The following is a 20,525-nucleotide window of genomic DNA, read 5'->3' as shown; positions in this document are numbered from 1 at the left end:
CCGAAGCCCCGGAGCTCGAATAATGCGAGCCAGTTCCGGGCGTGGTGTGCCGTGAAGGTCGCGGAGGCGGTGCCGGAGTTCGCGGCGGCGTTCGGCTTCGAGGAGTTCAACCGGATGCAACGGGAGGCGCTTCCCGGACTCTTGGAGACCGACCACAACGTCGTCGCCTCCGCGCCGACGGCCTCGGGAAAGACCGCCCTCGCCGAGTTGGCCATCTGTAAGACCCTCTCGGAGGGCGGGACCGCGCTCTTCATCGCGCCGCTTCGCGCGCTCACCAACGAGAAGGAAAGCGAGTGGGAGCGGTTCGAGGAACTCGGCTACTCCGTCTACGTCGTCTCAGGCGAGCGCGACCTCAACCCCCGGCGTGCCGAGCGCGCCGACGTGCTCGTGACCACACCGGAGAAGGCCGACAGCGCGACGCGCAAACACGACTCGACGCGCTACTCGTTCATCACCGACATCGATTGCGTCGTGATCGACGAGGTCCATTTGCTCGACTCGGACAAACGCGGCGCGGTCCTGGAGGTGACCATCTCGCGGCTCCGACGCCTCCAGAACCCCCGAATCGTCGCGCTCTCGGCGACGATGCCGAACGTGGAGGACGTCGCGGCGTGGCTCGACGCGCCCGCGGAGACGACCTACGAGTTCGGCGACGACTACCGACCCGTCGATCTCGAAACGGGCGTGAAGACGTACACCCACGGCTCGAACGCCTTCGCCGACAAATATCGGCGGCTCTACCGCGCGCTCGACCTCGCGGAGCCGCACGTTCGCGAGGACGGTCAGGCGCTCGTCTTCGTCTCCTCGCGTCAGGACACCGTGCAGGCCGCAAAGAAGGCGCGCGACGAGATCACCGACCGGGACATCCCCGTCGACACCCGTGGCGATTACGACTTCCACACCGACGCTGCCGAACTATCGAACGACACGCTCAGACAGTCCGTCCTCGACGGGGTCGGGTTCCACCACGCCGGGCTCGGGAAGGGCGACCGCGACCGCGTCGAGCAGTGGTTCAAGGAAGGGCGGATCAAGCTCCTCTTTTCGACCTCCACGCTCGCGTGGGGGGTGAACCTCCCGGCCCGCTGTGTGATCATCCGCGACACGAAGTATCACGACCCACTGGAGGGCGAGACGGACATCTCCCCGCTCGACGTCCTCCAGATGCTCGGGCGGGCGGGTCGACCCGGCTACGACGACGTCGGCTACGGTTGGGTCGTCTGTGACCGAAGCGACGCGGACCGCTACCGTCGGTTGCTCCGGGAGGGAAAGGAGATCGAATCGCGACTCGCCGGCGAGCTGGCCGCCCACCTCAACGCGGAGGTCGCGATGGGCACCATTCAGGGGCTGGAGGACGTCATGGCGTGGCTGGAGACGACGTTCTACTACGTCAGGGCCGAGTCGAAGCCCGAGGCGTACGACTTCGAGGGGATCCGCGAACGCGTCCGAGGGACGGTGAGATCGCTCGTCGAGGACGGGTTCGTCGCGGCCGACGAGAAGCTCGCCATCGAGCCGACGACGCTCGGGCGGCTCGCCTCGAAGTACTATCTGCGGCTCGATACGGCGCAACGGTTCGAGGCGCTCGCGAACCGGGACCGGCTGACGGTCGATTCGATCCTGGAGGCCGTCGCCGGCGCGGGCGAGTTCGACTCGGTCTCCGCACGGGCCGCCGAAGCGGACGCCGTCGACCGGATCCTGGAGGACCACGAGACGGCCTTGGAGGGCGGCCACCGGAAGGTGTTCGCCATCCTCATCGCGGGGATGGCGGATTCGATCCCGAGCGATCTCCGCTCGGACGCGTGGGTGATCCGACAGAACGCACTTCGGCTGATCGCCGCGCTCCGTGAGTTCCTCGACCGGCTGTCGGGGCCGCGGGCGGCCAACCTCGCCTGCCGCGTCGAGGCACGTGTCGAACACGGGATCGATCGCGACGCCGTCGCGCTTACCGCCATCGACGGTGTCGGTGCGGGACGGGCGGAGCGGCTCGCAGGGGCCGGCTTCACCTCGCCGGTGTCGGTCGTCGACGCTGGGACCGGTGCACTGACGAAGGTGGGGCTAAGCGAGTCCGTCGCCGAGCGCGTCGTCGCGGCGGCCGCGGAGTGCCCACGAATCGAGGTGGAGTGGGGGTCGTTCCCCGAGACGGTCGCCGTCGGCGAGAACGATCTGCGGGAGGTGACCGTCCGCAACGTCGACGGGGGTGCCCGCGTCGGGATCCGCGTCACGGTCAACGATGTCGAGATGAGCACGGAGGCGACCTACCTCGACGGCGAGACGACCCTGCCGGTCGGCGTGTTCGGCACGCCGACGGCCGAGGAACTCGAGTTCATCGTTGAGGTCACCTTTCCGGAGCTGCCGCTCATGCCGGTTCGAGCGAGCCGAACCGTACGGATTACGTGAGCGTCCACGACTGAAGTCGCGGGCTTCCGCCTCGAAGACGTGTGAGCGTCCACGACTGAGCACGCAACCGCTTAAATCGGAAGCCGAGGCCAATCCGGCGCATGCCCGAACGCCTCCGCGTCCTCGCCGGCGACTGCATCGTGACCGAACGCGGCGACCGCGTCCGCACACATCGCGGTCACGTCGTCGTCCTCATCAAGCCCGACAATACCACGCTCGTTCACGACGCCGACGGCTACCAGCCCGTCGCCTGGCTCACCCGTCCCGAATCCGTCGTCGTCGAGGGCGACGGGGACGGGTTTACCGTCAGCGCCCGGGACGGCAGCCGGACGATTCGGATCGTCTCCGAGGTGGCGACGGCCGCCCGTGGGCTGCCCGTCACGGAAGCCGGCGTGCCGGTCGGAACCTGCCCGGACGACGGCGGACCGCTCGTGCGGACACACGGCGACGTCGTCTGTCTCGACTGTGAAAGCCGATGGGGGCTGCCCGCGGGTGCGAGCGTGACGGACTCGACGTGCGGGGAATGCGGGCTCCCGAAGATCCGCGTCGAGCGCGGCGAGCCGTTTCACCTGTGTCTAAACGCGGCGTGTGATCCGCTTGAGGCGGCCGTGAAGGAACGGTTCGACCGCGTCTGGGACTGTCCAGACTGTGGATCCGATCTTCGCGTCAAGTCCGCACCCGGACGCGTCTTCCTCGGCTGTGATCGCCACCCCGTCTGTGAGACGACCGTCTCGATCCCGAACGGGGTCGTCGTCGACGACTGCGACTGCGGGCTCGCGATCGTCGAGACGGCAACCGGCCGGCGGTGTCTCGACGGGACGTGTCCGGAGGGCCCGCAGTGAACCACAGGACATGGATACGATGGAGGCAGTGGCGCGCCCAGCGACGCGGCTATCCCTCAGGATACGTCGGCACTCGAAGCGACCGGGCACTTCCCTCGATGAACGGGAGATCGGCCCGTGTCGCTGGCGTCTCCTCGCCGTCGAGACGGACCGTGAGTCCCTCCGGGGACATCCCGAAGTCGACAAGTGCGAGCGCAAGTGGATGGCCGGTTGCAGGTCCGACGGCGGCGCGGGTGACCTCGCCGACCGCCTCGTCGCCGTCGAAGACCGCCGCACCGGCATCGGGGAGGATGTCGTCGTAGCCGTCGGGATCCGCGTCGCCATCGACCTCGGCGACGGCATCGTGGAGGCCGGGAAGCGTGAGCCCGACCAGCCGACGGCTCGGCCGACCGCGGTTTTCGACCCGGGAGACCACCTCCTGCCCGACGTAACAGCCCTTCTCGAAATCGAGCGCGTTGCGGATCCCGAGCACGTTCGGGATGTTCCCCTGTAGTTCGTGTTCGAAAAGCGGGGTGCCGGCCTCGACCGTGAGCGCGTCCCACGTCCGGTACCCGAAGGGAGCGGCGTTGAGTCCCCGGGTAAGCAGCGTATCGAAGACGTCGGGGGCGTCCGCGGCCGCACAGACGATCTCATAGCCCTCCTCGCCGAGTGGATTGTCGCTCGCGATGACCGTCACGCCCGCATCGACCATCGAGCCGCGTACGAACGTGAGCGGCTCCTCGGGGGCCCCCGCACCGTTGAGCACGGATGCGACCTTCTCGGTCGATTTGGGGCCGTGAACGCCGAACACGCCGAATTCATCGGAGGCGTCGCGGATCGTCACGTCCTGAATGAAGACCTTGCCCGACCAGTCGTCACGGACGGCGGTGGTCCGTTCGGGTGGACAGAAGACGAGCAGCCGCTCGCCGGCGTTGTAGACGTACATGTCCGTCTCGATGCCACCCTGTGGATCGAGAAGCAAGGCGTACGTGCCCCGCCCGTCCGTGTCCGGGACACGGTTTGAGACGGCGTTGTCGACGAACTCGACACGGTCATCGCCGGTGACGACGAGCACGCCATAGCCCATCTCGATGGCGCCGACGACGTTTCGGACCGCCTTTCCCACCCGTTGCGGCTTCCCGTAGTGATCGACGACACGACGGCCGCCACGGTCGCGGTAGCGCGCGCCGTGAGCGTCGTGGGCGTCGGAGACGAGACTCATACGTGAACGGTGTCGTGGAGGCCCAAAAAGGACGCTGGAAGCGGGCTGATACGTGATCCCAAGGACACCAACGTCGCGGTCAGAGCCCGAGACGACGCCGAAGCGCGTCGATGACCCCCGTATTCGGTGGACCGCCGTCCGTCTCCGGGTTCGGAACGACGCGATCGGCCGGGTAGACACGAACGCGGTCGTCGCTCTCGACGGTGATGAGCGAATCGGCTTTGAGCGTCGAGAGCGCCTCCTCGATCGCGTCGATGTCCGCATCGACGGCGGCCCGCAGCTCGAGGACGGTCATTCCCTCCTCGTTGCGATCGACGAGCGCGTCGAGCACCGCGACCTGGACAGCAGGTCGATCACGGTACTCCGGCTTCGCGGCCATATCCGGTACATGGACCGGACGGGCTTTACCTCTACCGGCGAACGGACACGACCAAACCGACCGCGACGCGGACGAAAACGGGATGGCAAGGATCGAAACGGTTGCCGAACCGAGACGGCGGGGAGCAAAAAAGGAGCGAAAACACGCCGATCGACGGTTCACCGAAGCAGTCGCGAACAGGAGCCACAGAGGTTCTCCTCTTTCACGTCGACTTCACGGACGGTCGGCGAGAACGACATCACGCATTTGGAGTTATCACAGTGTTCGAGCCCGAGCGTGTGGCCGATCTCGTGGACGACCTCCTTGCGCACGCGGTCCGCGAAGACGTCCGCGGCCGGCTTCGTCGATATGCCACCGTCCGAGGAGGTTCGGAGGCGGTGTGTGGAGATGACGGAGCCGTTGCCGTTCAGATAGGCGAGCCCGAAGACGTAGTTACGCCGGCGGTAGTAGAGATCGCGAGGGGTGATCCCGATGTTCTTTTCACCCGTCCCGACGCGTGAAACCGTTTCGATGAGCTCCTCGGCGCGGTACTGCCCGCGCCCCTCGTCGTAGGCGGTCTCCGGGATCGGCTGGTCGTCGTGGACTGTGACATCACAGTCATAAACCGACCGCAGCGCACCGGAAGCCTCCCGTTTGACGCGCGGGAGAACCTCCCCCACGGGTACGATGTCCACGAGCATGAAACCGTTTTTGACCGCGGCGGTCATAAACCCCGCGCCGTGGTCAGCCAAATACACCGGTCGTTCATTCAGGAACTCGCCCGCTACGAGCGTCTCCTCGAGGTCGGGATCGGCGTCCGTGACGACCTCGCAGTCGCACTCCGTGAACGTGGACGGACCGTCGTCGCCATCGACGTGGCCGCGGGCGCCGTCACGCGGGACGGGCCCAGTGCCGAGGACGACCGCAAAGCGCGTGAATCCGCCCGAACTAAATCGGACATCAGACGGGCGGACGTCGTCGCGCTCGCGAGGGCCGACGACCCGCTCGCCGCGCTCGATGCGGCCCCGACGATACGCGAAGCGGACCCCGATCCGCAGCGGTCGGGTGGAAGAGGAGCGATCCGAGGGCGGTCCAACGGGATCGATGCGGTGTACGCCCGTAACCTCCCCGCCGAGTTACAGCAACCGACGGTCACGCTCGCTGAGCGTCTCGATGCGGCCTGTCTGTTCACGACGCTCGGCTTCGAGCAGCCGGTCGTGCCCGTCCGACGGCTCACACGGCCCGGAACGACGCTGTATCTCGCGCGAGGGCCGAGAAACGGTGCGCACACGGACCACTGATCGCAGCCGATCCCCGGCACACCACATGTCGATTGTTCAACTACTTTTCGATGTGACCCGGAACGTTCTTTCTTTTCGCCGTCCGGGTGGACGTATATGCAGGTCGACGCAGTCGTACTCGACATCGACGGAGTGCTGGTCGACGTCGCGGACTCCTACCGGCGAGCGATCATCGAGTCGATCGACCGGGTCTGCGGGAAGACCGTCGACCGCGAGGCGATCCAGTCGTTTAAAAACGCCGGCGGGTTCAACAACGACTGGGACCTGACCTACGCGGCCGCGTTGTACGTGCTCGCACGACGGGAGGGACTCCGCATGGAGGTCGACGCGTTCACGGACGCCATCGCCGACGGCGGCGGCGGGTTGTCGGCGGCGAAGGAGGTCGTCGCCGACCTGCCGAGCGTTTCACAGGCGCGGGTTCGCGATCAGTGGGACACAGAGCGCCTCCACGAGGTGTTTCAGACGCTCTATCTCGGGACGGAGTTGTATCACGAACTGGAGGGCGGCGAGCCGGCCTTCGACGCCCCGGGCTTCATCCACGACGAGCCGGTGATCGTCGATCCCGACACCGTAGCGGACCTGACCGAGCGGTTCGACGTCGGCGTCCTCACCGGCCGCCCCGCGGCGGAGGCCGACATCGCCCTCGACCGTGTCGGCCTCGAGGTGCCCACGGAACACCGGTTCACGATGGACGACTGGGAGGAGGGGAAGCCACATCCACGGGCGCTTGTGACCCTCGCGGAACGGTTCGGCGCCGATCGCGTCGCCTTCGCGGGCGACACCCTCGACGACGTGAAAACCGCCCGCAACGCGGACGCCGCTGACGAGACACGGGTGTATTACGGGATCGGCGTGCTCACCGGCGGGCTACGGGGTGCAGCCGGCCGTGAGGCGTTTTCGGCCGTCCCCGCGGACGCGGTTGTAGCGGACGTAAACGGGTTGGTCGATCTGCTTTCGTGAGGCGTGGACGGTCGATCGTCCCCGGGCGGGCAGGTTTTGTCATCGGGGGCCGAACCCCGTGTATGAGCGATCGGACCGAAGGCGACCCCCACGCCGAGGGGCGCGCCACGGCAGCCGTCGACCCGGCGGTTCGAGCCGGCGTCGCGCTCTTCAACGAGGGGTTTTACCTCGCGGCCCACGAGCCGTGGGAAACCACGTGGCTCCCGCTGGATGCGGGTAAGGACGAACGGTTGCTCCACGGCCTTATCCAGTTCGCGGCTGCGACCCATCACGCCCGAACCGGAAATGACTCCGGCGCGATCGGCACCGCGGAGGGGGCGATCGGCTACCTCGATGGCTTCGGCGATCGGTACCGAGGGCTCGAGCTGGAGCCGATCCGGTCGTGGTGTCGCCTGATCGCCGCGGACCCGGACGACGCCGCAGCCGCCGATCCACCGACGCTTCGGATCGACGACCGGCCGGTCGGATTCGAGGACCTCGGGCCCGGAGCGACGCTCGCGGCGCTCCCGGCGGCCGCGGAGGCGACCGGGATCGGCGACGAGGAGGTGATGGAGGCGGTCGGCGAGTTCGTGCGCTCGGAGGAGTCGATCGGTGCGGACCCGCTCGTCGAGCTCGCGTTCGCATATCTCCGCGAGCCGGACGCTCGTCCGCAGATCGCCGCACGGATCGCCGACCGCGTCGAGCGGCGGCAACGTGAGCGCGATGACGTCGCCGGGGTCTTCTGAATAGGAGGCGTGTTTCCGGTCGCGTCGAAACAGGCTCAGCCGTCCACCACGTCGCCGATCACCTGTCTGTGGGCGGCAGCGAGGTGTTCGGCGAACGTCGAGCGGGCGATCCCGACCGCCTCGGCGACCTCCTCGGCGCTCGCCTCGCGGGGATACGCGAAGTAGCCCATTCGGTAGGCCGCGGACAACACCTCCCGTTGTCGGTCGGTGAGCGTCGCCCGGTCGATGACGATCGGCTCCGAGCCGCCGGCCCCGCCCGTTCGGGTGAGTCGGTCGAGCGAGACGGACGAGCCGGTCGATTCGAGCCGCTCGATCACGGTCGGAAGGGGATCGACGGAGGGCAAAAGCAGGGTAAAGGAGATGCGCGGCGGGTCGGTTCGAACACGGGTGTCCGTCACCGGATGGCCGAGCGCCTCGACCGTCCGACACGGACACGCCGTCTCCGGCAACGAGCGGCGGTAGACGTACGCGCCGTCCGCGGCAAACGTGGGTGTCTCCCCCTCGATCGGCCGGTCCGTCCTGAACTGCTCCACGGACGACCCCCCGGCGGTTCGCGAGAGGTCGCTCGCGGTCGCATCGGACGGAAGCGCATCGGCGACCGGACACGCTGGCGGGTCGAACACGGTGAGTCGAACGCGGACGCCCGGATCGGCCTCCGCCGCCCCGTCCCGTTCATCCGCCGAGCCGGTGTCCGATGAAGCGGTCTCCGATGTGGACATGGTCGTTACTACACACCCCGACGGTAAACACCCACTCCCGAACCAGTACGACATCCCCCGGTGGGACCGGGGTGACATCCCCCAGTGGGACTGGGACGACAGCCACGGATGAACTGGTCCGTGCGTGGATCCGACGGGCCCGACCGTGTTGAGACGGAGGGATCCCGAGCGGTCGCCGACTCGCCTCGGGGTGACCACACTTGAAGCCCCGCCACATGACGGCCGCGACTCTCGCCCATCGCGACCGTATTACCGGGTGATGACGAACGGAACGATGCCCGGCGGAGGAAGGGAGCTTACCGGAACGTCGGTCGGGGTCGTCGGCGGCGGATTCGGCGGGTTGTCGGCGGCGGCACACCTCGCGGCTGCGGGCGCGGACGTCACCCTTTATGAACGTCGATCCGCGGTCGGCGGGGTCGCCTCGCGACTGGAACGGGACGGCTTCCGGTTCGACACAGGGCCGTCGTGGTACCTGATGCCGGAGACGTTCGAGCGGTTCTTCGAGCGGTTCGATCGTCGACCCGAGGACTACTACGAGTTGGTGCGGCTCGACCCGAACTACCGCGTCTTCTGGGACGACGGCGACCGCGCGGACGTGCCGGCCGATCCCGACGCGGCCGCCGATCTCTTCGAGTCCTACGAATCGGGCGGCGGCGAGGCGTTCCGGCGATACCTGGAGGACGCCGAGGACGCCTACGAGATCGGGATGGACCGGTTCGTCGTCCCCGGGCGCTCGCGGGTTCGCGACTACCTCGCGGGCGACGTGGTTAGGTCCGGCCGCGGGCTCACCCTCTTGGGAACGCTCGATGATCACGCGAAAAAATACGTCGAGCACCCGAAGCTCCGTCAGCTGTTGGAGTACACGCTCGTCTTCCTCGGTGGGTCGCCATACAACACGCCGGCGCTGTACAAGCTGATGAGCCACGTCGACTTCGGGTTGGGCGTGTATTATCCGCAGGGCGGGATGTACGAGGTCGTCGAGGCGATCGCTGCGGTCGCCCGCGAGCAAGGGGCGACGATCGACACGGGGGTAACCGTAACCGCCGTCGATCCGCTCGACGACGGCGTCGCCATCGAGACGCGCCCGACCGAGCGACCGTCGGGATCCGACGGGATCGAGCGCCCGGCGGCAGTGGACGGGGGTGCGACCGGAGGAGCGAGCGAAGCCAACACGGAGCGGACCGTCCACGACCGGGTCGTCTGTGCGGTCCCGCCGGAGTACGCCGAAAAGGAGCTGTTGCCAGCGGACGCGACGCGACGACTTCACGACCGGATTCCCGGCACGGGCGACTACTGGGAGGGACGCACGTACGGGCCGTCGGCGTACATGTGTTATCTGGGCGTCGAGGGCGACGTGGAGCCGCTCGAACACCACACGTTGGTGCTGCCGACGGACTGGGATCCACACTTCGAGTCGATCTTCGAGGACCCACGCTGGCCGGAATCGCCCGCGTTCTACGTGAACGTGCCGTCGGTCACGGATCCGACGGTCGCACCGGAAGGCCACGAGGCGGTCGTCGTCCTCGTCCCCCTCGCACCGGGACTCGATGACACCCCGGAGCGCCGCGAGGCGTTTCGGTCGAAGGTCCTCGGTGCGCTCCGCGAGTACGCGGACGTCGACCTCCGCGGCCGGATCGTCGTCGAGGAGACGGCGTGCATCTCGGAGTTCGCGACGTGGTTCAACAAGCCGCATGGGAGCGCGCTCGGCCTCGCGCACACCCTGACACAGACCGGTCCCCTGCGACCCGGCCAGCGGGCGCCGGGGCTCGATCGGGTGTACTATGCAGGCGGGAGCGCGAACCCGGGGATCGGGATGCCGATGTGTCTGTTGAGCGGCGAACACGTCGCCGAGGCGATCCGTGAGGATGTCGGGGACGGCGGGATCGGTGAGCGCACCCTGCTCGGGCGATAGAAACCGACGGATCCAGCTTTTTGTCGTGGTTGATCGTCCCATCGACGGCTGTTGGGCGGAGAATATGAAATATCGGAAAAAGCCGTCATCCCGGCAAAGACCGCCGAAAGGGGGCGATCCGGCGGTTCCATACTCGTTAGGTTGTGACATTTACTCCAAACGCTGCATAGCCATCACTGTCGCATGTTAGAAACAGCAGCAGCCGACATGGCGATACTGACACAAAGTGTCGTCCCGCTCGAGATGACCCAGGCCGAGGTATTCCAGGCGGTTCAGGACGACGCCCTGCTGAACGCGTCGTTCTGGGCCAACATCGCCCTCGCCGGGCTGTCGATCATCCTGTTCGTGTACATGGGGCGGAACATACAGAACCAGCGCGCCCAGCTGATCTGGGTCGCGACGCTGTTGGTTCCGCTCGTGTCCATCTCGAGTTACACCGGTCTCGCGTCCGGACTCACGATCAGCTTCCTCGAGATGCCGGCCGGACACGCGATAGCCGGTGAAGAGGCACTCACCATGTGGGGCCGGTACCTCACGTGGGCGCTGTCGACGCCGATGATCCTGATCGCGCTCGGTCTCCTTGCGGGATCGAACGTCACCAAGATCTTCACCGCGGTGACCGGAACCACGGCGATGTGTGTGACGGGGCTCGCAGCCGCGCTGACGACGTCCTCACACATGATGCGCTGGTTCTGGTTCTTCATCAGCTGCATGTTCTTCCTGCAGGTCCTGTACGTGCTGCTCGTGCAGTGGCCCAAGGACGCTGAGGTCGCCGGGACCGCGGGCATCTTCAACACCCTGAAGCTGCTTACCGCGGTCACGTGGTTCGGGTACCCGGTCATCTGGGCGCTGGGTCTCGAGGGCGTCGCCGTGCTCGATGTCGCGGTCACGTCGTGGGGTTACAGCGTGCTCGACATCCTCGCGAAGTACATCTTCGCGTACCTCCTGTTGAGCTATGTGAAGGCGAACGAGAGCGCGATCGCCGGAATGGCTGACGGTCTCGGCGCGGCCGACAGCGCCAACGTCGCCCCCGCTGACGACTGATCGACCTTCCACCGACTTCCGGTCCATTCTTTTTGAACGCGGCGCTCGTGCGGAGCGACGCGAAAACGAACACGATCTCGGAAGCGACGGGCGAATGGGGAGACGGATCGACGGAAGGCGAACGAACGGGCGTATCCCTCAGTCCGTCTCCGTTTCCTCCGGCCGAAGCACATGCTCGACCGCGAGGACGATCATGATAAGTCCGGGAACGATCCCGGCCGTGTAGACGCCGAGGATGAAAAGTAGGACGAAGACCACGACCGTCGATCCCACTTGGACCGGCGTCTCCTGTCGGTTAAACCAGCGGAGGGCCCGTGAAACGAATGACATGGTCGGATCTACGGGTGTGGGTGATATAGATGTTGATCCGACGGATGGACGGCCGGCTCGATGCGTTCGGGCATGCTGACCTGTCTGGGAGCGCCGTTTTACTGGCGGAACGAATAGCACGGCTGTGAGCGGAACACTCCCGGTTATCACGGCCATCCTCGCGATCGGGATCGCGCTGCAGGTCGTCGCGTCGCGCGTTCGCGTCCCGAGCGTCCTCTTTCTCATCCTCGTGGGGGTGCTGATCGGGCCGGAGGGGCTCGGGTTCGTCACGGCGGAGACGTTCGGCGACGGCTTAAGTACGGTCGTCGGACTCTCGGTCGCGATCATCGTCTTCGAGGGTGGGTTCCATCTACGCCGGGATCGGCTCAACGAGGCCCCCACGACGATCAAGCGCATGATCACGGTCGGCGCGCTCGTGATGTTCCTCGGGACGGCACTCGCCGTCCGGCTCTTTCTCACCGACGACTGGGGGATCGCCTTCCTGATCGGCGCGTTGCTCATCGCGACGGGCCCAACGGTGATCACGCCGATCCTGCAGGTGATCGACGTCCGCGGACACGTCGCCTCGACGCTCGAAGCCGAGGGCATCCTCAACGACGTGACCGCCGCCGTGTTGGCGATCGTCGTCTTCGAGACGATCGTGGTCGCGAACGACCCGACCGCGGTACCGGTGGGCTTTCTCACGCGGCTCGTCGCCGGCATCGGGGTCGGAATGGTCGTCGCGTCGGCGGTCTACGTCGTCCTCATCGAACTCGACGCGCCCGGTGCGGACGCGAAACGGACCGTTCGGCTCGTCACCCTCGGCGGGGCGTTCGTCGCGTACGGGCTCGCGGAGTCCGTCGCGCCCGAAACCGGCGTCGCTGCCGCGGCCGCCGCCGGCGTCCTCCTCGGCAACGTCGACCTCCCGCACCGTTCGGAAGTCGAGGGGTTCGGCCGCGACCTCACCCTGGTCGCGCTCTCGTTCGTGTTCATCTCGCTGGCGGCGCTCATCGAGTTCGACGCCCTCCTCGGGCTCGGGATCGGCGGGGTCGCCGTCGTCGTGGCCGTCACCCTCGTGATCCGACCGGTGGTCGTGTTCATCTCCGCGCGCGACGACGCGTTCACGCGGAACGAGCGGCTCTTCGTCAGCCTCGTCGGGCCACGGGGGATCATCCCGGCCTCCGTCGCGACGCTCTTTGCGATCCAACTGGAGGCCGCCGGCGAGTTCGCGGCCGCACAGACGCTCGCGGGAACGGTCTTTCTCGTGATCTTCGCAACGGTCGTCCTGCAGGCGGGGCTCGCACGACAGATCGCCGAGTCACTCGAGATCCAACCCATGAAAAGCATCATCATCGGCGGCGGCCGGGTCGGCCGGGCGCTCGCCACACGGCTGGAGAACCGCGGCGAGAACGTGATCATCATGGATCGGGACCCGGCGGTCGTCGAGGGCCTCCAACGCGACGGCTTCCGGGCGGAACTCGGTGACGGGACGGAGACCGAGGACCTCACGGCAGCTGGCGCGGGGAACGCGAAGCTCCTCGTCGCCGCGACCTCGACGGACGACGGCAACCTGCTCTGTGCACAGCTCGCCAGAAACAAGTTCGACATCGGGAGCGTGATCGCCCGCGTGAACGACCCGGACAACGTGGCGGCGTTCGACGCGCTCGACGTGCGGGCGATCGACGTCTCCTCGGCGATGGCGTGGACGATCGACAACGAGATCGAACGGCCCACGCTCGCCCACTGGATGACCGAACTGGGCGAGGGTCACGACGCACAGGAGGTGACGATCACCGCCGACACCTTCGCCGGGCGGACGCTCAGACAGTTGGGCGCGGAGATCCCCGACGGCGCGATCGTCGCCGTCATCGGCCGCGACGGGGAGACGTTCGTCCCACACGGCGACACGGTACTTGAGGCCGACGACCGGATCACCTTCCTTGGGACCGAGGACGCCGTCGAACGGGCGGTAAAGCGGGTTCATCCACACGATTAGTCCCGAAAACGGGGAATAACGAGCCGTGAAAAGTAGACAGCAATCCGACTGGTCAGGTATCGGCCTTATTGATCGTAAAGAATTGGATCGGATCGAGACGGCGCTGTGTCAGTGGTTTCACGTATCTGTGATCGGGACTGCTGTGTGCGTCGAACGGTGTGTTCGGCGGGTCAAAAACGGTGTGGACAGCCCGGACGATCCGTCTCAGCGGTCGGCCCGTTCGGTCTCGACATCCGAATCGATCGCCGCCCCTCCCTCCGCGGCAGCCTCACCGTCGGGGTCACGCTCGTCGGCTCGCTCGTCGGCTTCCTTGCGCGCACGGTCGGCGGCGAGTTCGCGGTCGATATCGTCCTCGACGTACGACATCGATTCGACGGTCACGACGTTGCCCCCGCCGGGATCGACGACCATCACCTCCTCACCCTCCTCGATGGTGCCCTCGATGGAGCGTGCGGAGTAGTAGGGGTTGAATCCACCACCCTCCAGTTTCACCTGCCCCCCGCGGGTGGTCACGGTTTCGGTGACGGTTCCGAGTTTGCCCTTGAGGGCGTTGCGGTCGCTCGTCTGTTGTTGTCCCTTTCCGCCGTAGATGTCGAACTCGTGGTAGCCGTAGAAGGCGGCGGCGCCGAACAGCAGCGTGAAGATCGCCAGCAGAACGGTGAGCAGTGTCCCAGCAACGCCGAGCGTCGCGAGCACCACGCCCGCAAGCCCGGCGCCGATGAGCGCGATGCCGACGACGATGAAGTTCGCCCCGGGCGCGAGCGCCTCGGCCATCGAGAGCAGCAGTCCCGCGGTTAAAAGCAACAGGGGCAGGGTCTCGGGCCCGAACAGATCCGCCTGCACCAGGACGTCCATATCCATTCCTATGGGCCCGACGTGATTAAGTTGTGGTGCGGGCGGTTCCCGTTCGCCGTCTCACGAGAAGGAGGTTCCGTCGAGAAAGTCACCGACGATCCGATCCGGGGAACCGGTCGGAAACACGCACCGTTCGGTACGTCAAAAGCCGATCGATAACCCGAAGCCGATCAGTACGCCGGAAGCCGATCAGAACCCGAGCACGAGCGTCCCGACCGTGATCGCGACGCCGAGGACGACGAACGCCGCGTGTTCGAGGTCTACCTCACCCGGCTCGATCGGCTCGTCGCGTGGCGTGCTCGTGTCCTCGGTCACGCCGTCGGGACCGACGTCCTCGACGGCGAAGCGCCACTCGCGCTCGTCATCGTCCGCGCCGGCTCCGTGGTCCGCGCTGGTCGAGCCGCCCGGACCGCCTTCGCCCTCCGGATCGACCGGACCGCCTTCGCCGGACCCGGCCGTCCGTGCATCGTCGGTCGGGTCGACCCGTCCGTCGGGGTCGCTCGCACGCGTCATAGCCGGTTCTATGTGGTTCGGTAATAAATGACTGGCGACCCGGACGGCTCACCGATCACGCGCCGCTCGAACGACGTCGCCGTCGTAGACGATGCCGCGCTCGCCGTCGACGGTCACGACGTCGCCGTCATCGACGTGGTCTGGGAGCGTCGCGCCCGAGACCATCGGGACGCCGAGCTCGCGGGCGATGACGGCCGGGTAGCCGGTCATCCCGGGCCGCGCATCGATGATGCCGACGACCCGATCAAGCTCGCCCGAGAACTCCGAATCGAACTCCGAATCGAGCGCGAGGATGGCCCGCTCGGGGACCGTGGAGAGGTCGCCGTCCGCGAGCCGATGGATCGGTCCGGCGACCCGACCGGCCGTCGTCCCTTTGCCCGTCGCGAGCGTCTCGGCGGCGACGTGGACCTTCAGCGTGTTCGTCGTGTTCGTCCCCTCAAGCTCCGTCATCATCCCCGAGAGCACGACGATGGTGTCCCCGGAGGTGGCCGCGTCGGCGTTCAGGGTCGCCTCGACGGCGCTATCGAGCACGGACTCCATGTCCGGCGCGTACGTGGTCGTGATCGGCTGAACGCCCCACGAGAGCGCGAGCTGTCGGCGAACGCGGTCGTTCGGGGTGGTCGTGACGATGGGGACGCCGGGTCGGAACATCGCGGTCTTGCGTGCGGTGTACCCGGACTCGGAGACCGCGACGATCGCCGAGGCGCCGATGTCGCGGGCGAGGTACCGCGCCGAGCGAGCCAACGCCTCCGTCCGGGAGTCTTCCTTCGCGGCGGGGATGCGCTGTTCGCGCGTCTCCGCGTACTCCTCGCTCGATTCGACCTCACGGACGATCCGGTCCATCGTCTCGACGACGGTGACGGGATGGGCGCCGATGGCGGTCTCACCGGAGAGCATCACGGCGTCGGTGCCGTCGAGAACGGCGTTGGCGACGTCGGAGGTCTCAGCACGGGTCGGTCGACGGGAGCGGACCATCGAATCGAGCATCTCCGTCGCCGTGATCACGGGGACGCCCGCCGTGATGCACTTTCGGATGATCCGTTTTTGGATGACCGGGACCTCCTCCAAGGGACACTCGACCCCGAGGTCGCCACGGGCGACCATCACGCCGTCGGCGGCGGCGATGATCCCGTCGAGATTTTCGACGGCACCGGCGCGTTCGATCTTCGCGATCACGGGGATATCACCGCCGCCGTACTCGTCGAGGCGGTCGGCGATACGGTAGACGTCGTCGTCGTCACGGACGAAGGAGGCGGCGACGAAGTCGGCTTCAGTGCGTGCGGCCAGGGCGAGCTCGTTCTCGTCGGCGGGCGTGATCAGGTCCACGTCGACGGCGACGCCGGGGAGATTGACGCCCTTGCGCGACCCGAGCTGTCCACCCGTCCGAACGATCGCGGTCACCTCGTCGCCGTCGACGGCCTCGGCGCGGCACTCGATCCGGCCGTCATCGAGCAGGACCGTATCGCCCGAACCGGCCGCGGCGATCGAGTGAGTGAGCCCGACGCGCTCCGGGGTCGCTTCCTCGCCCGGAGAGAAGACGACCGTCGAGCCCTCCTCAAGCAGGATCGGGTCATCGACGACCGCGGTGCGGATCTCCGGCCCCTTCAGGTCGACCATGACGGCGAGCGGGTCCGCGATCAGCTCGTCGACGGCCCGTACGCGCCCGATTACCTCCTCGCGATGGTCGGTGGTTCCGTGGCTGGCGTTGAGCCGTGCGACCGACATCCCCGCCGTCGCCAGCGCGTGGATCGTGTCCTGGTCGTCCGACGCCGGACCGAGCGTACAGACGATCTTGGCGTTTCTCATGCCCGCAGGTTCGACGGACCGACTCAAAAAGGCACACGGTTGAGTCGCTCCCGAGTGAATGTTCGATCGGATCGCGTTCGTACTTAAAAGAGAATCCGTCGACGATATTGTTGTATTTCTAACAAGAACGCGTCCGTGTATCGACGATTCACGAGCGGCTAACTATCTCGAATGGGTGACTCACGACAGTATCGTGGTATATGAGTGAGGAAACACTTAGAAAAATAACCAACCGAAAAACGTGTATTATCAGGATCATGTCTATCGATATATCTAAGTTATCCCATGAGAGTACGTTGGTATATGTATGCGTCCGACGGATCGACCGACGTCGGTGCATCGGTATTCGCCTTTCTCGGGAGCGAGATCAGATTGCAGATCCTCGACGCACTATATAAACGGACCGTCGGGCCTGGACCGATGGCGAACACCGTGACATACTCGACGATACGGGAGGACGTCGGCATCGAGGACAGCGGACGCTTTAATTATCATCTCGATAAACTCACTGGGCAATTCGTCGAGCAGTATAACGACGGATATCGCCTGCGCGAAGCCGGCCGGGAAGTGATCCGCATCCATCGCACGGGTATCCTCTCGAAGGATCCAACGATCGAGTTCGAACCGATCGACGCCACGTGTTACTTCTGTGGAGCGAACGTAGAGGTCGGCTACGATGACGGACAGCTGGTGACGCGATGTCCGGGCTGCCAAGGGGGATTTGAACACGAGTTGGCACCGAAGGGGACGCTTACCATCCTCGCGTATCCACCGTCCGGGGTCGAATCGAACGACCTTGAGACCGCGTTCCGTCGCGCGCACCGACGCTTCGAACACCAAGTGGTGATGATGGGAAACGGGTTCTGCACCCGCTGTGGCGCGGACGTGAGCGCCACAATACGGGTGTGTGACGACGAGCGATTCGAATCGATGGACACGTGGGCCGAGGACCCAACGGCCACCGAGGAATCGCCCGATTCGATGGGCGAGATGAGCGACTGGCTCCATTACCCGGGGGTTATCGAGTTCACTTGTCAATTGTGTGGTATTTATCAGCTCGCCCCTCCACTTCAGGGCGTCCTCGACGCTGAGCCCGTCGCAACGATTCTCGCCGAACGCGACGTTGAACCCGGATGGGAACGGCTGGCGGAGCTGATACAGTGGCCGGTGGTCGCCGTCGATGGTCGTCTCGGCTTCGAAGCGCCGACGGGCGAGCTACTCATCGTCACCGAGGACCTCGAGGTCAGCCGGCAACCGTCGAAGACGGCCGAATGAGCCACGACGTCATCTCGGGACGACGGAGCAAAGCGTCACGTTCACACGGGACCGCCAAGCACGGTCTCAGCGGACCGTCGTCCCCGGAGCCGTATCCTCGTGGGTCGTGAGCAGGTCGGCCTCGTCGCCGGCGGCGAGCACCATGCCGTTCGATTCGACGCCGAACAGCTCCGCTTTCTCCATGTTCGCGAGCACGATCACCTTCGTTTCAGGAAGCGTCTCGACGTCGTGGAGCCGTTTGAGCCCCGCGACGATGGTTCGCGTCTCGACGCCGAGATCGACACGGAGCTTCACGAGATCGTCGGCACCCTCGATACCCTCGGCCGTCTCGATCCGGCCGACGCGAATGTCGAGTTCCTGGAACTGGTCGAAGCTGATACGGTCGTCGCTGATCGGGTCGATATCGGTCATAGATGGGATGTCGTCGTCAGGTTCAGTTTCGGTGCCGTCATCGTCGCCGTCGGCCATATCGTCCTCCGCATCGCCATCCTCGTCCGTCTCCGCCGCCGCGACGCGGGCGTCGAGCTTCGCGTTCAACTCCTCGACGCGCTCGTCGGGCACCTTCTCGAACAGTTCGGTCGGCTCCGCGAGGTCGCCCGCCGGCGGTTCGAGGGCCGCCGAGACCGTCACGTCGTGGACCGATCCCGACGCGCCGATCTGCGCCCAAAGGCGCTCGCACGTCTCCGGGGCGATCGGCTCGAAGAGGACCGCGATGGCCTTGGCGATCGCGACGCAGTCGTGGATGACCTGTGCGGCCGCCTCGGGGTCCTCATCGACGAGCTTCCACGGCTCGTTGTGCTGGATGTACTCGTTGCCGAAGCGGGCGAGATCGACGGTCGCGTCCCCGACCGCCCGGATCGAGTAGTCGTTGACCGCGGCCTCGAAGGCCGTGATCGCCTCGTCGATGCGGTCCGTGACCTCGCCGCTCGTCGTCTCCACCGCCGGGAGGTCGTCGGCGTTGCGGTACGCGAAGAGCAACGAGCGATAACAGAAGTTGCCGACCGTGCCGACGAGTTCGGTGTTGACGCGGTCACGGAACTTCTCCCAGGAGAAGTCGACGTCCTGCTGGAAGCCGCCGTTGGTCGCGAGATAGTATCGGAGCGGGTCGGGGTGGAAGCCCTCATCGAGGTACTCCTCGGCCCAGACCGCTCGGTCGCGGCTCGTCGAGAAGCCCTTCCCGCCGAGCGTGACGAAGCCGCTCGCCATCACCGCGCGTGGCTCCGTGTGGTCGGTCGCCTCCAACATCGCGGGCCAGAAGATCGTGTGGTGCTGGATGATGTCGCGGCCGATCACGTGGATGATCTCTCCACCCTCGGGATGCGCCTCGCTCGCGCCCTCCTTCCAAGCGGCCTCCCAATCGAAGACGTCCGCGCCGACGCGATCCGTGTACTGTTTCGTCGAGGAAATGTACTCGATCGGCGCGTCGACCCAGACGTAGAGAACGAGATCCACCGACTCACCCTCCGCTCCGGGATAGTCGATCCCCCACTCCATATCGCGGGTGATACACCAGTCTTTGAGCCCGTCCTCGATCCACTCGCGTGGCTGGTTCTGCGCGTTCGAGGTCCCCTCCAGGCGGTCGAGGAATCCGGAGAGATAGTCGGCGAACTCGGAGACGGCGAAGAACTTGTGGGTCCGTTCGTGGTACTCGGCGGGATTGCCGGAGATCGTCGAGACGGGATCCTCGATCTCGCCGGGTTCGAGGTGCCGCTGACAGCCCTCGTCACACTCGTCGCCGCGGGCGTGAGCCCCACAGTACGGACAGGTCCCCTCGACGTAGCGGTCCGGGAGGAACTGGTCGTCGACGGGATCGTACGCGACCATGATCTCCTTCTCGTAGACGTGGCCGCGCTCGTCGAGTTCGCGGACCAGCTCGCGGGTGACCGCCGTGTTCGTCTCGTCGTGGGTGTGACCGTAGTTGTCGAACGCGACGTTGAACCGCGGGAACGTCTCGGCGTACGTCTCGTGCCAATCCAGCGCGAACGTCTCGGGTGAGACTCCCGCCTGCTCGGCGTTGACGGCGACGGGCGTCCCGTGCATATCGGAGCCGGAGACGAACGCCGTCTGCTGGCCGAGGCGGTCGAGCGCGCGGGCGAAGACGTCGCCGCCGACGTACGTCCGGAGGTGACCGATGTGGAGCTCGCCGTTGGCGTACGGCAACCCACAGGTCACGACCGCCGGCGTGTCGGTGGGAAATTCGTCGTGGCTCATCGTTATCTCGATACTCGGGGATGTGGGGCAAAAGCGCGCTGGTTCGCGGTCGTCGAATCCCGCCGATCGTCGTCGCTACAACGGCCCTCCGATGACCGCCGTCG

At 66.3% G+C, this 20,525-nt stretch carries 18 protein-coding genes; 9 read left to right on the top strand and 9 right to left on the bottom strand.

Annotated features, from left to right (window positions below):
• Positions 1–51 precede the first annotated feature (51 nt).
• Both CHB65_RS04840 and CHB65_RS04835 read left to right on the top strand, forming a co-directional pair.
• Positions 52–2,394, top strand: a complete 2,343-nt coding sequence (locus tag CHB65_RS04840; RefSeq protein WP_089383927.1) for a DEAD/DEAH box helicase — start codon at positions 52–54, stop codon at positions 2,392–2,394.
• A gap of 101 nt (positions 2,395–2,495) precedes the next feature.
• A complete protein-coding gene (locus CHB65_RS04835) occupies positions 2,496–3,236 on the top strand; it encodes a topoisomerase DNA-binding C4 zinc finger domain-containing protein (RefSeq protein WP_089383926.1) in 741 nt (246 codons plus the stop codon).
• 49 nt (positions 3,237–3,285) lie between these two features.
• On the opposite strand, the gene ygfZ is transcribed toward CHB65_RS04835, so the two are convergent.
• From ygfZ to CHB65_RS04820, 3 genes are all read right to left on the bottom strand, one after another.
• Positions 3,286–4,437 (bottom strand): CAF17-like 4Fe-4S cluster assembly/insertion protein YgfZ, encoded by a 1,152-nt coding sequence (ygfZ, locus tag CHB65_RS04830; protein ID WP_089383925.1) that lies wholly within the window; start codon positions 4,435–4,437, stop codon positions 3,286–3,288.
• Positions 4,438–4,516: 79 nt separating this feature from the next.
• Entirely contained in the window at positions 4,517–4,816 is a 300-nt protein-coding gene (locus tag CHB65_RS04825) for a DUF6432 family protein (protein ID WP_089383924.1), read from the bottom strand.
• A gap of 158 nt (positions 4,817–4,974) precedes the next feature.
• A complete protein-coding gene (locus CHB65_RS04820; RefSeq protein WP_089384050.1) occupies positions 4,975–5,496 on the bottom strand; it encodes an archaemetzincin family Zn-dependent metalloprotease in 522 nt (173 codons plus the stop codon).
• A gap of 39 nt (positions 5,497–5,535) precedes the next feature.
• Here CHB65_RS04820 and CHB65_RS04815 point away from each other — a divergent pair, with 39 nt between their 5' ends.
• From CHB65_RS04815 to CHB65_RS04805, 3 genes are all read left to right on the top strand, one after another.
• The gene (locus tag CHB65_RS04815) at positions 5,536–6,096 is read left to right on the top strand and encodes a UPF0146 family protein (RefSeq protein ID WP_089383923.1); all 561 of its coding nucleotides are present in this window, start codon (positions 5,536–5,538) and stop codon (positions 6,094–6,096) included.
• Positions 6,097–6,192: 96 nt separating this feature from the next.
• Positions 6,193–7,056 carry a TIGR01548 family HAD-type hydrolase gene (locus CHB65_RS04810; RefSeq protein ID WP_089383922.1) on the top strand — a complete coding sequence of 288 codons (864 nt, stop codon included), beginning with the start codon at positions 6,193–6,195 and terminating at the stop codon, positions 7,054–7,056.
• Positions 7,057–7,118: 62 nt separating this feature from the next.
• A complete protein-coding gene (locus tag CHB65_RS04805; protein ID WP_089383921.1) occupies positions 7,119–7,781 on the top strand; it encodes a DUF309 domain-containing protein in 663 nt (220 codons plus the stop codon).
• A 35-nt stretch (positions 7,782–7,816) separates the two neighbouring features.
• Here CHB65_RS04805 and CHB65_RS04800 read toward each other — a convergent pair whose 3' ends face one another.
• Positions 7,817–8,500, bottom strand: a complete 684-nt coding sequence (locus tag CHB65_RS04800) for a helix-turn-helix domain-containing protein (protein ID WP_179213583.1) — start codon at positions 8,498–8,500, stop codon at positions 7,817–7,819.
• A gap of 259 nt (positions 8,501–8,759) precedes the next feature.
• Between CHB65_RS04800 and CHB65_RS04795 the strand changes: the two genes are divergently transcribed.
• Positions 8,760–10,412 carry a phytoene desaturase family protein gene (locus CHB65_RS04795; RefSeq protein WP_245809902.1) on the top strand — a complete coding sequence of 551 codons (1,653 nt, stop codon included), beginning with the start codon at positions 8,760–8,762 and terminating at the stop codon, positions 10,410–10,412.
• Between the two features lie 183 nt (positions 10,413–10,595).
• Positions 10,596–11,456: a bacteriorhodopsin gene (locus tag CHB65_RS04790; protein ID WP_394335408.1), complete on the top strand. Its 861-nt coding sequence runs from the start codon at positions 10,596–10,598 to the stop codon at positions 11,454–11,456.
• 138 nt (positions 11,457–11,594) lie between these two features.
• Here the strand turns inward: CHB65_RS04790 and CHB65_RS04785 are convergent, their stop codons facing one another.
• The gene (locus CHB65_RS04785) at positions 11,595–11,786 is read right to left on the bottom strand and encodes a hypothetical protein (protein ID WP_089383919.1); all 192 of its coding nucleotides are present in this window, start codon (positions 11,784–11,786) and stop codon (positions 11,595–11,597) included.
• Between the two features lie 124 nt (positions 11,787–11,910).
• Here CHB65_RS04785 and CHB65_RS04780 point away from each other — a divergent pair, with 124 nt between their 5' ends.
• Positions 11,911–13,761, top strand: coding sequence for a cation:proton antiporter domain-containing protein (locus CHB65_RS04780; RefSeq protein WP_089383918.1), 1,851 nt, complete (start codon positions 11,911–11,913; stop codon positions 13,759–13,761).
• A gap of 204 nt (positions 13,762–13,965) precedes the next feature.
• Here CHB65_RS04780 and CHB65_RS04775 read toward each other — a convergent pair whose 3' ends face one another.
• From CHB65_RS04775 to pyk, 3 genes are all read right to left on the bottom strand, one after another.
• Complete coding sequence (locus CHB65_RS04775) at positions 13,966–14,616, bottom strand: NfeD family protein (RefSeq protein ID WP_089383917.1); 651 nt, start codon at positions 14,614–14,616, stop codon at positions 13,966–13,968.
• Positions 14,617–14,805: 189 nt separating this feature from the next.
• The gene (locus tag CHB65_RS04770; RefSeq protein WP_089383916.1) at positions 14,806–15,129 is read right to left on the bottom strand and encodes a DUF7312 domain-containing protein; all 324 of its coding nucleotides are present in this window, start codon (positions 15,127–15,129) and stop codon (positions 14,806–14,808) included.
• Positions 15,130–15,177: 48 nt separating this feature from the next.
• Complete coding sequence (gene pyk / locus CHB65_RS04765) at positions 15,178–16,935, bottom strand: pyruvate kinase (protein WP_089383915.1); 1,758 nt, start codon at positions 16,933–16,935, stop codon at positions 15,178–15,180.
• Between the two features lie 303 nt (positions 16,936–17,238).
• Between pyk and CHB65_RS04760 the strand changes: the two genes are divergently transcribed.
• Entirely contained in the window at positions 17,239–18,210 is a 972-nt protein-coding gene (locus CHB65_RS04760; protein ID WP_089383914.1) for a DUF7351 domain-containing protein, read from the top strand.
• A 66-nt stretch (positions 18,211–18,276) separates the two neighbouring features.
• Here CHB65_RS04760 and metG read toward each other — a convergent pair whose 3' ends face one another.
• Complete coding sequence (gene metG / locus CHB65_RS04755; RefSeq protein ID WP_089383913.1) at positions 18,277–20,421, bottom strand: methionine--tRNA ligase; 2,145 nt, start codon at positions 20,419–20,421, stop codon at positions 18,277–18,279.
• Positions 20,422–20,525: the final 104 nt, after the last annotated feature.

Origin of the sequence: Halorubrum vacuolatum (genome assembly GCF_900188065.1) — an archaeon.
Classification (GTDB): domain Archaea; phylum Halobacteriota; class Halobacteria; order Halobacteriales; family Haloferacaceae; genus Halorubrum; species Halorubrum vacuolatum.
This window is presented reverse-complemented; position numbering and strand designations above follow the sequence as displayed.

Excerpts from the sequence above, each read along its gene's own strand:
- CHB65_RS04810 (WP_089383922.1), top strand. The coding sequence starts at position 6,193 with ATGCAGGTCGACGCAGTCGTACTCGACATCGACGGAGTGCTGGTCGAC.
- CHB65_RS04760 (WP_089383914.1), top strand. The coding sequence starts at position 17,239 with ATGTATGCGTCCGACGGATCGACCGACGTCGGTGCATCGGTATTCGCC.
- ygfZ (WP_089383925.1), bottom strand. The coding sequence starts at position 4,437 with ATGAGTCTCGTCTCCGACGCCCACGACGCTCACGGCGCGCGCTACCGC.
- pyk (WP_089383915.1), bottom strand. The coding sequence starts at position 16,935 with ATGAGAAACGCCAAGATCGTCTGTACGCTCGGTCCGGCGTCGGACGAC.
- metG (WP_089383913.1), bottom strand. The coding sequence starts at position 20,421 with ATGAGCCACGACGAATTTCCCACCGACACGCCGGCGGTCGTGACCTGT.
- CHB65_RS04800 (WP_179213583.1), bottom strand. The coding sequence starts at position 8,500 with ATGTCCACATCGGAGACCGCTTCATCGGACACCGGCTCGGCGGATGAA.
- CHB65_RS04820 (WP_089384050.1), bottom strand. The coding sequence starts at position 5,496 with ATGCTCGTGGACATCGTACCCGTGGGGGAGGTTCTCCCGCGCGTCAAA.
- CHB65_RS04785 (WP_089383919.1), bottom strand. The coding sequence starts at position 11,786 with ATGTCATTCGTTTCACGGGCCCTCCGCTGGTTTAACCGACAGGAGACG.
- CHB65_RS04775 (WP_089383917.1), bottom strand. The coding sequence starts at position 14,616 with ATGGACGTCCTGGTGCAGGCGGATCTGTTCGGGCCCGAGACCCTGCCC.
- CHB65_RS04805 (WP_089383921.1), top strand. The coding sequence starts at position 7,119 with ATGAGCGATCGGACCGAAGGCGACCCCCACGCCGAGGGGCGCGCCACG.
- CHB65_RS04770 (WP_089383916.1), bottom strand. The coding sequence starts at position 15,129 with ATGACGCGTGCGAGCGACCCCGACGGACGGGTCGACCCGACCGACGAT.
- CHB65_RS04835 (WP_089383926.1), top strand. The coding sequence starts at position 2,496 with ATGCCCGAACGCCTCCGCGTCCTCGCCGGCGACTGCATCGTGACCGAA.
- CHB65_RS04790 (WP_394335408.1), top strand. The coding sequence starts at position 10,596 with ATGTTAGAAACAGCAGCAGCCGACATGGCGATACTGACACAAAGTGTC.
- CHB65_RS04795 (WP_245809902.1), top strand. The coding sequence starts at position 8,760 with ATGACGAACGGAACGATGCCCGGCGGAGGAAGGGAGCTTACCGGAACG.
- CHB65_RS04825 (WP_089383924.1), bottom strand. The coding sequence starts at position 4,816 with ATGGCCGCGAAGCCGGAGTACCGTGATCGACCTGCTGTCCAGGTCGCG.